The organism is Moorena sp., from assembly GCF_982860115.1.
This window is the reverse complement of the sequence record NZ_CEYLVT010000018.1, coordinates 40478-53813: the sequence shown is the minus strand read 5'-3', so window position 1 is coordinate 53813 and position 13336 is coordinate 40478. Positions and strand designations below refer to the sequence as shown.

Below are 13336 nucleotides of genomic sequence, written 5' to 3'. Positions count from 1 at the left end.
TCCAACCTTGGCCTATTGGCCACGCTACGCGAACAACCAACTAACCTCCAACCTTGGCCTATTGGCCACGCTACGCGAACAACCAACTAACCTCCAACCTTCAACTAAATAACCATATACTAAATAAACAATGCGTATTGGCGTTGAAACCTTCACGGTACATAAGCGGTTCCCTTTAACCATCAGTCGTGGCACCACCTCTGAAACCACCAATGTCTGGGTCAGGATAGAACAGGAGGGTATTGAAGCGTGGGGCGAAGGGTCTCCATTTTCCCTAGGAAAGGCAACTAGGCTCAGCAGTAGCTCGTCAGATCTAGGCACAGAGGGTTTCCTGCCCCCCACCCCCCATAAGCAAACTACTGAGATTCTGTTGGAAGCCCTAGAGGTGGTTATCCCGATGCTGGAGGCATTTAGTCCTTGGGAACACCAACAAATTGAACGGGTGTTGGAGGAGGTACAGGTGCCATCAGCAGCTTGGGCGTCTATTGATTTGGCAATACATGACTGGTTAGGGAAGCGGGTGGGATTGCCCCTCTGGCGGCTGTGGGGATTGAACCGCCGCCGAATTGTACCAATTTCCGCTACGGTAGGCATTAGTGACCCAGAAAAGGCCAGGCAACGGGTGCAGGAATGGATTCCCATTACTGGTGCTCATGTACTGAAAATTAAATTAGGTTCACCTGAGGGGATTGCTGCTGATCAACAGATGCTGCTGGCCATTCGAGATGAGGCACCAGAAGCCGAGTTGAGTGTAGATGCCAATGGGGGTTGGAGTTTGGAGGAAGGGGTAGAGATGTGTAACTGGCTGGCGAGTCAGGGAGTGAAGCATGTCGAACAACCCCTCGCTCCGGGAAAAGAGGTTGATTTACCCCAGTTGTATAAGCAATCCCCTTTACCAATATTTGTGGATGAAAGTTGCAAGACTAGCCAAGATATTCCGCCATTGGCAAACTGTGTCCATGGTATTAACATCAAACTAATGAAATCTGGTGGGTTAACTGAGGCAATACGGATGGTGCATACCGCAAAAGCTTGTGGGTTGCAGGTGATGTTTGGTTGCTATTCTGACAGTACTCTGGCGAATACAGCAGCTTCTCATCTTTCACCACTGGCAGATTATCTAGATTTAGACAGTCACTTAAACCTAGTAGATGACCCCTTCACAGGGGCAACCCTACAAAATGGGCATTTGATACCGAATAATTTACCAGGACTGGGGGTGAAACGCCGTGAATTTAACCACTAATCGGCGTATTGCGATTCTACTCCATGAAGGGATTTTTGGTTCAAAAGGCAAAACCGGACTGACTCTGTTACGGTACTGCCCAACTGAGATTGTAGTAGTTATTGATCACGAGTCTGCTGGGAAGTCTTTGTCTAAATTAACTGGAATTAAGGTTAATGTCCCGATTGTAGATTCCGTATCTGCTGCCCTGGCTTATCAACCGGATATCCTAGCCATTGGTATTGCGCCCTCTGGGGGAGCATTACCAGAGCCTTGGTGGCAGGAGGTGAAAGTAGGGGTAGAAGCAGGGTTATCCATTATCAATGGTTTGCATACTCCCATGGCATCTGACCCAGAATTACAGCAATTACTGCAAGACGGTCAGGTAATTTGGGATATTCGTCGGGAACCGAAGGGATTAGGAATAGCAAGTGCTCAAGCGCGATCGCTACCTTGTCGGCGCATCTTGACAGTAGGTACAGATATGGCTGTGGGCAAAATGTCAGCAGCTCTGGAGTTATATTTGTGCGCCCAAGGTCAGGGCATACCATCGAAGTTCCTAGCCACTGGTCAAGCTGGAATTATGATTTCTGGGGATGGCATTCCCTTGGATGGGATTCGGGTAGACTTTGCTGCTGGTGCTGTGGAACAAATGGTACTGCGCTATGGTAATGACCACGACTTATTGATCGTAGAAGGGCAAGGTTCCCTGTTGCATCCTGGTTCCACAGCTACTCTACCGCTAATTCGAGGAACTCAGCCCACGGGATTACTATTGGTGCATCGAGCCGGACAGCAGTCTGTTCGTAATCATGACCATGTGCCGATTCCCCCATTACCCAAAGTGATTGAGCTTTACGAGACTGTTGCTAGTGCTGGTGGGGCATTTGGTCAGGTTAAGGTGATTGCGATCGCACTTAATACTGGCCACTTGGATGATCAAGCTGCCCGGTCGGCCATTGAACAGGTACAAACAGAGACTGGCCTACCTTGTACCGATGCCGTGCGATTTGGAGCAGATGTATTGTTGAAAGCAGCAATGGGTAATGGCGAGTCGGGAGTCGGGAATCGGGAGTCGGGAATCGGGAATCGGGAGTCGGGGTAAGACAAGAATTTACTGTCCCTATAAACTGAATGTTTCCCATCTCCCCATCTCCCCATCTCCCCAACTCCCCAACTCCCCAGCCTTACAAGGGTAGGTTTTTTACAAAGGGGCGAGTAGGTAGTTTTATTACGTATAAATTACTAAAAATATGTATCAAAATACACACTAGTTTCCGGGATAATTCTCCCCATTTCCCGCTTTTCCCGATTCCCGATTCCCGATTCCCGATTCCCGATTCCCGACTCCCGACCCAAAGGTAAAAAACCTACCCCTGTGAGAACTCCCCAGCTCCCCAGCTCCCCAGCTCCGGATTAATCTTGGCGTACCTGGCATACTGAAAGAAGGGGGCAAGTAGCAACTACTCCCAGGAAATCTTGACCCAGCAAATTCTAAACGTTAATTACGTTAATTCAATCCAATGAAACGTGAATCCAACAGTTCTAATGGGATACCTGAAATTAATTACACAACCTTAGCGATTCTTGGTGGGGTTTTTGTCTTGGGACTGGGAGTTGGTATTGCTTTTAGCTCTGGTGCCACTCTCAATCCAGAAAACGTTGCCTCCCGTGAAGTAATTGACCGCAGCGCACCAAATCCAGAGCTTTGTATTCAGTATGGTGCCAGTGCGATGGTGACGGATATGCAAGTTTTCGTGACTCTCAATCCCTTTAATGTGTATGTGACCCAGCCCAAGATGCGACCTGGGTGTGTTTTACGTCGGAATAACTGGTCAATTCTGGAACAGAGGAGGCTGATCTCATCAGAACAGGTCCGGGAATGCAAAAACAGGATGAATACTTTTGGTTTCACTGGTGTGCTTGAAGGTACACCAGAAATTCGCTGTATCTATCAAAACGATGCAACCGGTAACTTATTCCTTAATCAAGGCGGTGCTAGCGGACCACGAGAAACCGATCAGTTTTAAACTTTGTACTGGTGTAAGATATCAGCTTAGCATTAGTATTTTTATCATACTGTTTGCGTCAATTCTTCTCCCCTGCTCCCTGCTCCCTGCTCCCTGTTCCCTTCCCGATTCCCTATCCCCGATTCCCGATTCCCGATTCCCGATTCCCGATTCCCGATTCCCGATTCCCTCCAATCAATATAGATAAGGAAATCAAACAATTTCCTTATCTCGATTTTATAGGTCTTTAATGAGCAGAAGACCAAGAGCGAACTTCGCCTAAAGTCACAGGAATTAAATCACTAACATCAATGGTAAAGCGGAAGACTTTCTTAGCTCGACGGTTGTTTTCTGGGTCAAAGAATTTCAACTGCACATCCCAACAATCACTATCCATCCGACAGAAAGGACTGCGCTGAACTACAATACTATCTAATTCCATTCCAGCTGCTACTGCTTCAGAGAACGCTTGAGCTGCTTGGAAAGCGTTTGTTGCCGCAAAATTCAGGGCCCGGTCTTGAGAGGTTTGTCCTAAGTTACGGAGATCATAGTAAACCCGGTTGAGGAAACTGCTGAGGCTTTTGCGCATTTGCTCATCATCTGCCTCTGCCTGTTGACCCCGTACCGCTTCCAAAGCAGAAGCAACCATGGTATTCACCCTCCAACCATAGATGCCACGAGGACTTACCGGTTCAACCACTGGAACAACTTGCCCAGAGAACAGTTTTACCGTTCGTCCCGTTAACCGTCCAGGGATACTGACCCGTTCAATGTATTCCTCAGAATTTTCTGCTTGTACTTCCCCAGAGAGCAATTCCTGAAATGCAGCATACACATCTCTGGCAAAGGACCCCGAAGGTTCGAGGGCGTAAATGGGAGTCAACTCCATATTCAGCGTCCAAATTAAGGACTTGGCTTCCGAGAGATTGGCCTGCAGATAGTCCACCATCTGACGGGCATCATAGGGATTTGCTGGCACCTGAGTCCCTTCAATCTCATAAGGTGGCATCAACTGTTTGAAAGAGTCGCGCCTTGCTTCGCCTCCAAAGTCGTAACCGAGGGTTCCGATCACATAAATTATATCGCCACCACTGGCTTGAACGGGCTGGCTGGGGGTAATCGCATTTGCAGTAGTGTTGGACATTGCAGAGATCTGGTGATTTGTGGATACAGAGGTCGCGGTGACCGGGGCTTGTGTAGAGTGAGGTTCAGAAGCAATAACAGCAACCTGAGTCGGTTGGGCAGGGGCTACCGCTGTCTCAGTTGAGGAGGCCGCAACGGCAGGTTTAGCTTCTGTGGGATCAACAGCTGAAGTTACCTCAGCACTGAGTAACCGTTGGGGGCTAGTTTCTGGTGTTCCGTCACAACCACAGCCCGATGCTTCAACGGTTGAGAGTTCTTCAGATTCAGACATGGTTTCTCCTGTTAAATCAGTAAACGCCCCAGCAACATTAAGCTCTCCCACCAAACAACGAGGACGCTGATCGTTTTCCGGTAGGTTACAGGGTAGGGCTGTTTTTAGCAAGGCAGTACGAACTTTTTGGGGGTCAGGTTCTTCACCCCGTTGCCGTTGCAGACTCAGCAAAAGTGCCGCAACTCCACTGACAATGGGGGTGGCAAAACTGGTGCCACTGAGTCTGACTGTACCAGCTCCGGGTTTAGCTCCCAGAATATTCTCTCCCGGAGCCAGAATCCCTTGGTTTTGATAGGTTTGACCCCAATTACTCAGTTCTAGGGGTTGTCCCTGGCCATCCGTGGCTCCAACTGCTAGGACAGCCGGAAGGGCAGCGGGAACGTGTAAACACTCACACCCGTCATTGCCCGCAGCCGCCACAATTAATACATTATTGTCTCGGCACAGACGGACAGCCTGTTGGAGCCAGTCTTCTGCTTCACCATAGTCAGTCAGTTGTCCGCCGCTGATATTGATAATATGCGCTCCGGCATTAACGGCCTGTTCAATGGCACGAGACAAATCCAGTTGAGAGAGGCGACGACCTTCATCGGCGAACACAGGTATGACTAAACCCTGGCAGTTTGGGGCAATCCCCTGCACGGGAGAACCATGCTGACCCAAAATCAGACTGGCAACATGAGTCCCATGGCTCGACATCCTCCCACTCGGGTTTGCCTCTCCCTGAACTAAGGTTGGCAACCGCTTTAGCCTAGCCCCATCAAAACAAGGATGAGCCTGGTCAACAACCCCATCTAGAATTGCAACAACAACTTGGGAGTCCCCTTTGGTTTTTTCCCAAAGTCCCTGTATTCCTGGGATTTTAGCAATTTCAGACATTGAATCCCAAACTAATTTTGGATTGTTAAGCCATTGGTTAACATACTATGTCCAGTGGTATAGAAAACTGATATAGCCACAAAACTTAATATTTAGGCACTTGCCTATAAAAAAAATATCAATTAAATTAGGATGGGCAAAGTTATATATAATTTTTATCGACGTTTGAGGAAAAATCTTATACTTTTAAGGCAAAAGGCAAAAGGCAAAAGGCAAAAGGCAAAAGGCAAAAGGCAATATTCAAGAGGGGTTTAAAAGAATCAGCCTCAAATCAAATTGTACCTCATAACTGCGATAAACTATATAATATAGCTATAATTAAAAAAACAAAGTGTTTTTGCCCACCCTACAAGCTATTTCCAACGGCCCAGGGCTATAGTTTTTATTAAGGTTTAACTGGAACAGAAGCTAACATAAATTCTCCGACAGAAGACTCTTCATAGTAGTCAATTCCAGTCGCTTTTTGAAATAGATCCGAGTTACCTGATCCAATTCCGCAGGGAGCTAAATTCATACTGGTGGCAACCAGATAGAAGGTTTGATACATAACTCCAACGTGTTTTAAAATCGTTGCATAGGCCATGGATTGATATTTCCAAAACATTCGTCCGAAGCGGGCAGTAATTACGAATACAACCTGGGGCTGATCATGTTGAGCGCTGGCAAACCAGACATCCTTAACTAATGCTTCCGTTTCTGCGGTCGATTTTGAGACTTGACACAAAACATGGTCTAAAGGGTGATACTGATAGAGTCCCTGTTCTAATCCTTGGCAAGCGTTAACCACAGGATAAATTTCCAATTCATAAATCGCACCCCCACCGGGATAGGGACGGTTACTTAGCTCTCCCCGTTCTTCTGTATCGAAGAGTTTTTTCACCCTGGCGCAACGGTATAGAAACTGTCCCAATTGTTCAAGGGTGATCGGGGTTTCGTCATATCGCCGGATCGAACGGCGAGTTTCTAATGCCTGACTCAAGGGCATATCAGTTTGATTAAGTTCCTCTATGTTGGGTTTTGCCAAGGGAATCACGACATCGCTCATCAATGGCTTCACCCCAGGCAAGGGATCAATTTTACCGACATAGGGAAATATGGCACCCAAGGGATTATTATGTCTACCGAGGCGACTGCGGGCATGAAACAACAAATCGTGAAATTCCCAAAACACTAAGGGTGGAGTTGCTTCTTCGCTCTCAACTTCTTCATCTTCTTCAACAGGACTGGCAAAGGATGCAGACAACATCTGAGCCGCAAACAGTAAACTGAGAAACTGTTGGGCAATCTCTTCAGTAATTCCGGGAATTTCCTGACTCAAGCTAGTAGCGGTTTGAGGTTGAGATAACTGACTCACTAAGGCAGGACCCAGCCAGTCGGAAAATTTAATCTTAGCTTTGGTAAGGGGAGATTCTAATACCATTTCCCCTTCGACTTGATGGAGATAGGCGAAGCGAGAGAGGGTAAATGCGATCGCATCCCAATCAATCTCAGGACAATCGAAGTAATAATCCCCTACCATGGGGATAGCGATCGCAAGGGGAGAAAGCTCAGGAGATGAGGGGGGGATGGCGTGACAGATCCAGCCCAGTTCGATCAGACGATTCAGGAAAGCATCGAACTTTTCCCGGACTTGTGTGCCGTCGGTTTCTAGGACTAAGGTTTGAAGTTGTGCAGGGGTGTGGGTTCCCTGTTTAAGAGCATCTAGAGCAGTTTTTAATCCCGGTTCCGGTTGATGAAATGCCAGCTTACGGCTTGAAGATTGGAGCAGAATCTTTCCATCAACAGTGGTGAGGGTAATTTCAGGTTTGAGCGAAACAGTTAAGGATGAGAAAGTCATTATTCCAGTCAGAAGTCAACAGTAGGCTGAACTTAACATTAACCCAAGGCGACAATAGATAACGAGAAGAATTGTTGCGGCTTAGCAACACCCCAGAAGTGTTATAGGTTTTCAAGGTTCAAGACTGCTGATTGAATCATTAGTATGCATTACTACCAATTTTTTTTTCCTAAATTTTCTCAGATGTTAAGGTCATAGCAATATCCTGTTAATATTTGATATAGGCAAACAAATGACAATCGAAATCTACGTCAGCACGGATATTGAAACCGATGGTCCTATCCCTGGACCTCACTCCATGCTCAGCATTGGCTCAGCAGCTTATACGGCAGACAAAGAATTAATCGCCACCTTTACAGCTAACCTAGAACCCTTGCCGGGGGCACAAGGTCATCCCAACACCATGATATGGTGGTCAGAAAACCCTGAAGCTTGGGAAGCCTGCCACGTCAACCCCAAGCCCCCGGCACAGGTAATGGAGGCATATCACGCTTGGCTACAAGCATTACCCGGTAAACCGGTCTTTGTTGCCTATCCAGCCACCTTCGATTTTATGTTTGTCTATTGGTATTTGATCAACTTTGTGGGAGATAGTCCCTTTAAGCATTCGGCACTAGACATCCGCTCCTATGCCATGGCATTCCTAAAACGAAACTATAGTGACTCAGGCAAGAAAAACCTACCGCCTGAGTGGTTAGAAGAGATGCCCTTGACCCATGTTGCTCTTGATGATGCCATTCAACAAGGTAAGTTGTTTTGCAATCTCTTACAAAACAACTTACAGCGTGAACATTGATTTAGCTGTCTTACTAGGTCAAGGGATAGGGGCAGAGAGCGTTAGTATAGCGAGGGTCAGGATCAAGTATTGAGACCCTCAATATAAGCCTTAATAGTAGGTAGTGCTGTCATCTTTTCATAGAAGAAATTGTTGACAATATTCATGATTTCTGATTGAATTATTTTTACCTGGGGACCAAGGGGAACCCCCTCCTCTTGACGACTGATACAGCGGGATAGACGCAGGAGAGGACGTACAATCTCCAACTCCTCTTCCCCTTCCAAAACCTTGATAACTGCCAGAATCAATTCATCAGTCTGATCGAGAATATGATCGATATCAAAAGAAGTATTTTTTTCCGTGGCTTCTTGAACAGTTCCTACTAATGCGTGGACTTGATAAAGTAATGCCGCAGGTTCGTCAAACAGTTCCCGGAGAAAAGCAGCTTCCTCATACTGTCCATTCAGCCGGAATATATTGTACATGCGTTTGGCGGCTTTGCCATAGTTAAGATGACCTTCCTTAACATATTTTTTAACTTGCTTTTGCAACGCCGTCACGTAATCATCCATGACATCAGTAGAGGCATGCTTCACCAGTTTCTCAAAGATGGGAGCAGATTGGGCATCTAGGTAAATTTCTTGGAAATAGCCGTCGAGATAGCCATCTAAGGCAGTTATTGTACCATCGGGAGCTTCCCAGGTGACATCCACCACGTTGCTAGCGTTGGCTAATTGACGACGTACTGGATCTGCAATTACCCACTCCAGCTTACACCAACCGGAATAGTCCTTAGCTAACGAATCCCAAGTGATGATAAGAGGGTTCCCTTCAGAGTCCTTCAGTTCAATCTTTCCAGCCACAACGTCCTCAGGAGACCAGGTGATCGGTGAGCCTTTGCGACGCAAGCGTTCATTACAGATTACGTCTTGGGGATAGCCACCAAATTTCACATCCACTAATTGAAAATTCGGTCCTGAAATACTACTGATTACTTTCTCACGCATGATTTGCACAAGAATTTCAGAGGCTTCAAGCCGTGTAGGGGCAATAATATTCACTCGCTCGAAGTAGTCACAGTCCCCAGGGTGAATTTGAACCTTAGATTGAGCCGCTGAACCAGAGAGAGCCAAAGCAGTTTCTACTTTACCAGGAACATCCTCAAATTCGACAATTTTGCCGATGGCACGAAAATACTCCAGGTCTTTTGGATCGAAATCCAACATGCTGACTTTGTGACCGAAAACCCCTGTCTCTTCATCAAGGACAATATCACTACCTTCTGTGGCTTCGGTAATGGAATTCATCCATCGTTCCAATTCTTGTTCATTGATTTGAACCCCCAATCGGTTCGCCGATTCAATGACGCGGTTCCGTGCATCTGCGGTTTGATCTGGTGTTGTAGTCATATCGGATCTGCTGAAGATATATAATTGATTAGCAAGGAGAAGAAAGGTTAAAAAAACCTAAAAATTTGTGGTCTTGCTAGGCTTGTAATGCAAGATCTGAATTCAAAAGCAGTATCAAATGCTGAATTTTGGCTTGCTGCTTTTTCAGAGAGTATCTAAAAAAGTATCATTTATCTGAATGGTTGCAGGAAAGATACCAAATTTCTTTACAATGTTTGTTTTTAGCAATACAGATAGGATGGGAATAGTTCTCAAACAGTTGCAGCAAATCTAGATAGGAGTCAACCCTTAGAAGAAATCTAATCATCGAACACAATCGATGCCATGTCAACAAGCAAGATTATCGTAATGCTATGTAGTTGACATCCTCCCACCACTAAATCGAAGATTATAGCGGTGGGAGGATGTCAATTGAGTATAAGATTTTCTCATAATCCCGTTACCAGGATAAAAAAATAGCAGGTATTGACTCACGTCAGGGCAGCTAGCATTCCTTGGGACAGAAACTACTCAAATCCTAGGAATGCTGTGAAAAAAAACGCCTACCTATACAATACCCTGAACACCAGAAGTGCAACACTTATTGCTACTCTCTACGTAGCAGATAATTTAACTAGACTCTAATTGATTTTGGACTAAATCATAACAATAATCAGCTAATTCATTAGTTCTTTCATTGATTTGCTCCTCTCCCCATGTTTGATAGTTGTTGGCTACAAACTCTCGCGTTAGATGAAACTCTGATTTCTGATAAATTTCTATCTTTTCTTGAAGCAACTTATTATCAGCTTTTTGATTTAAATTATTGCCTAAAGGAAGTAAATTTCCTATCTTACCAATACAATCATCATTTCCAGAGGATTGTGACAATATATGCTCAAGGGTCATATCATCTGGTTTCAATTCTTTGGTCTCTCTTTTGGAAACTTCTATCAAAAAGAAAATATACTGAATGAGTTTTTTGTTTTTTGTATATTTATTGACATATTTTAGTTCTTGAAATTTTCCATTAAAAATATTTTTACTAGGAACTTTGTTGAGCATTTGCTCTTTAAATTCTGTTATTATTTTTGTGATTTTTTTATTATTATTAGCTTCAAAAATCGCTCTTGCCGCTTTTGAATAACTTCCCTCAATTCCTGAAGCACGCATAGAACAAACTGCAGTAAAAAGAAAGTGAAATCCTTCAATAAATGCTAAAATATTTTTCAGATCACTTAACTTAATTAGTTTGGATTCTTTCGCTCTAAATAAACTTAAAATAAAAGGGCGATTTTGGCTCAATTCAAAAATTTTTAGAGCATTTAACGATCTATAAATATCCTTTTCCTCTTGCTGTTTCCAATCATCCCAATTAGGAGATGCTATTTTTATATATTTTTCAGCATCGCTAATCAGATCATCAATAAATTGATTAGCATCTATTTCATTATTATTCCATTTTTCTTTAAAAGCTTTATATACTTTTTCAGCACTTTTATAGGAATATCTTGAAATCCACCAATGTCTAACAAATGTTTCCAAACTACCGAGCCCTTCTCGTGAAGAAATCAAGAATCTTAATTTTTTCCATTTTGTTTTTGCAGTATCATCAGGATGCTGTTGATTAAGCTCTTTAAAAAGCTTATTTTTAAGAAGATCTACAAAACTGAGATTAATACCCCTAGCATTCAGGGTTTCAAAAATTGTATAAGCTTGATCTTCCTCCTTGACTGTAATAAAAATTACCTTAATATAGGACAAAACTTGCTCTCTAATTTCTTTCAAGAGCATTTCATAGTCTGATTTTTTGTCTATGTTAAAACCTTTGAAAAAAGTGGCTAATTTTTTTTGAGATAGGTTATGGTATAGCTGATTATAAGTTTTCAAAAGTGTTTTTTCTTCTTCTGTTTTTGGTTCATTTTTTACTTTTTCAACTTTTACTTTTTTAAAAGCTTGTATGCTAGTTTGAAAAAACGGCTTTGGACTTTCATTTTCCAGCTTAAAATAAGGTTGACCATCACTATTTTTACCAGCAATAAAATTGTAATGTATTGCTTCAGCTAAAATAGTTTTTTCGATTTCAATAAAACGCTCACAGAGGGCAGAGAGAAAAATCGTCAAAGTAGTTAGTCGTTGTTGGCCATCAACAATATTCAATTGTTTGGATTTGTCATCACCAACTAAAACAAGAGCACCAATAAAATGTTCTTCATGGTGAAACTCATGATTGTCTGTAATCTGAATATTCGAGATTATATCTTCCCACAACTCCGTAACTTGCTCTGTTGACCAAGAATATTCTCGCTGAAATCTAGGAACAATATACTTTTTGTTAACTGAAAAAAGTTCATCAATTGTTTTAGTATATGCATGAAGTTCCATAGGTTATGATCTGTAGATTAACTAAAAAACAACATTAATTCATATTGATACAAGCAGCAAAAGCTCTTATAGCAAACTTTTAGGTACGACCCGTGGCGAATTTAATTCTTCATGGATCAAACGCACTTTTGCCTTTTGCCTTGCGCTTAGCGCTATACAACCTTACTATTCCCAAAAAAATATGTCTTAATAACAAGTTACAAAAAGTACTTTACCCGATCAAACATCAACCATCAAGCTTCCAACTTTTTAATCTGTCCTGCTTGCACTGAAAGAATCTGAGACGAATTCAGCCATTGGGAATCAAAGGCTCCCAAGTGAGTAGTAGTAATTAAAGTCTGAAACCGGTCCTGAATAGCATCCAACAATAAATTTTGCCGATTCAGGTCTAGTTCAGCTAATACATCATCTAGTAACAATAGAGGTGGCTCTCCCACCACCTCTTCAATCAGCTTCAATTCTGCTAACTTGAGCGCTAAGACCAAGGTTCGCTGTTGACCCTGAGAACCATAGGACTTGGCTGGGGTCTGATTAATGGTAAACTGTACATCATCCCGGTGAGGACCGACTAGGGTTCTCCCTTGATGAAATTCAGGAATAGAGTACTGTTGGATTTTCTCTAAAAAAGCCTGCTTGACTAGATCAGGGTCATCTTTGGAAAGACTGACATTAGGGGCATAGGTAATATCCAATACCTCTGTCTTGCCACTAATACTAGCGTGCCATGCTTGGGCTAAAGGAGCTAACCGTTTTAGCATTCTCTCTCGACGGCGGGTGACCCGTGAGCCAGCGGTAGCCAGTTGGGCATCCCACAACCCTAGCTCGGCATTGTACTGCTTGGATACCGATGCATCAACTTCCCCTTCTTGTTGAAGTTTACGGATTTTTTTGAGCAAAGCATTGCGCTGTCGCAATACCTGGTTATATTGCTGCAAAATGTAAGCATAAATTGGTTCTAGCTGAGTCAAAATCGAATCGAGCCAGGCGCGACGCCGTTCTGGTGCTCCTCGCACTAGTTCTAAATCCAGGCTAGAAAACTGTACTGCATTGAGAATACCTAAAAAGTCCAACTGCCGACGTAAGGATTCTTGATTGAGAGCAACAGTACGTCGTCCTTGAGTGCGCAAGGTTAATCCTAGTTCTACTGAACCATAGGTTCGTTCTAGAGTAGCCCGAATCTCCGCAATGGGAGTAGTTTCTAAGACCAATTCGCGATCGCGTGCTGACCGATGACTCTTGAGGGTAGAGAGCAACTCTACTGCCTCTAGTAGATTCGATTTTCCCTGAGCATTATTACCCAGCAAAATTGTCTTGGGAGCATCGAAGTTGACCAGGCAATCTCTGTAGTTACGAAACTGTCGCAGGTGTAGGCTCTTAAGGTACATCCATTTAAGGTTACATACAGGTTGGGGGTTAGCAGG

The 13336-nt window shown here is 43.8% G+C and carries 11 protein-coding genes; 6 read left to right on the top strand and 5 right to left on the bottom strand.

Going from position 1 to position 13336, the window contains the following annotated elements:
- The first annotated feature begins 130 nt into the window (after positions 1-130).
- The 5 genes from AC4II3_RS05530 (at position 131) to AC4II3_RS05510 (ending at position 3485) form a co-directional block, all read left to right on the top strand.
- A complete protein-coding gene (locus AC4II3_RS05530; RefSeq protein WP_488006538.1) occupies positions 131-1246 on the top strand; it encodes a dipeptide epimerase in 1116 nt (371 codons plus the stop codon).
- Positions 1230-2330 carry an N-acetyltransferase DgcN family protein gene (locus AC4II3_RS05525; RefSeq protein ID WP_488006540.1) on the top strand — a complete coding sequence of 367 codons (1101 nt, stop codon included), beginning with the start codon at positions 1230-1232 and terminating at the stop codon, positions 2328-2330. Before AC4II3_RS05530 ends, AC4II3_RS05525 begins: the two co-directional genes overlap by 17 nt.
- A 29-nt stretch (positions 2331-2359) precedes the next feature.
- Entirely contained in the window at positions 2360-2590 is a 231-nt protein-coding gene (locus AC4II3_RS05520) for a hypothetical protein (protein ID WP_488006542.1), read from the top strand.
- Between the two features lie 158 nt (positions 2591-2748).
- Positions 2749-3255 (top strand): DUF3172 domain-containing protein, encoded by a 507-nt coding sequence (locus AC4II3_RS05515; RefSeq protein WP_070393607.1) that lies wholly within the window; start codon positions 2749-2751, stop codon positions 3253-3255.
- A gap of 53 nt (positions 3256-3308) precedes the next feature.
- A complete protein-coding gene (locus AC4II3_RS05510) occupies positions 3309-3485 on the top strand; it encodes a hypothetical protein (protein WP_490722782.1) in 177 nt (58 codons plus the stop codon).
- Here AC4II3_RS05510 and AC4II3_RS05505 read toward each other — a convergent pair.
- On the bottom strand, positions 3482-5527 hold the full coding sequence (locus AC4II3_RS05505; RefSeq protein WP_488015364.1) for a S8 family peptidase: 2046 nt from the start codon (positions 5525-5527) through the stop codon (positions 3482-3484). The two genes, AC4II3_RS05510 and AC4II3_RS05505, sit on opposite strands and share 4 nt — an antisense overlap.
- 385 nt (positions 5528-5912) lie before the next feature.
- On the bottom strand, positions 5913-7364 hold the full coding sequence (locus AC4II3_RS05500) for a SagB family peptide dehydrogenase (protein ID WP_488015367.1): 1452 nt from the start codon (positions 7362-7364) through the stop codon (positions 5913-5915).
- A 232-nt stretch (positions 7365-7596) separates the two neighbouring features.
- Between AC4II3_RS05500 and AC4II3_RS05495 the strand changes: the two genes are divergently transcribed.
- Complete coding sequence (locus tag AC4II3_RS05495; protein ID WP_488015369.1) at positions 7597-8160, top strand: 3'-5' exonuclease family protein; 564 nt, start codon at positions 7597-7599, stop codon at positions 8158-8160.
- A 62-nt stretch (positions 8161-8222) separates the two neighbouring features.
- Here the strand turns inward: AC4II3_RS05495 and AC4II3_RS05490 are convergent, their stop codons facing one another.
- The 3 genes from AC4II3_RS05490 to recF form a co-directional block, all read right to left on the bottom strand.
- On the bottom strand, positions 8223-9551 hold the full coding sequence (locus tag AC4II3_RS05490) for a hypothetical protein (RefSeq protein WP_488015371.1): 1329 nt from the start codon (positions 9549-9551) through the stop codon (positions 8223-8225).
- A gap of 609 nt (positions 9552-10160) precedes the next feature.
- On the bottom strand, positions 10161-11915 hold the full coding sequence (locus AC4II3_RS05485; RefSeq protein ID WP_488029134.1) for a DUF262 domain-containing protein: 1755 nt from the start codon (positions 11913-11915) through the stop codon (positions 10161-10163).
- 233 nt (positions 11916-12148) lie between these two features.
- On the bottom strand, positions 12149-13300 hold the full coding sequence (gene recF, locus AC4II3_RS05480) for a DNA replication/repair protein RecF (RefSeq protein ID WP_488007344.1): 1152 nt from the start codon (positions 13298-13300) through the stop codon (positions 12149-12151).
- Positions 13301-13336 lie beyond the last annotated feature (36 nt).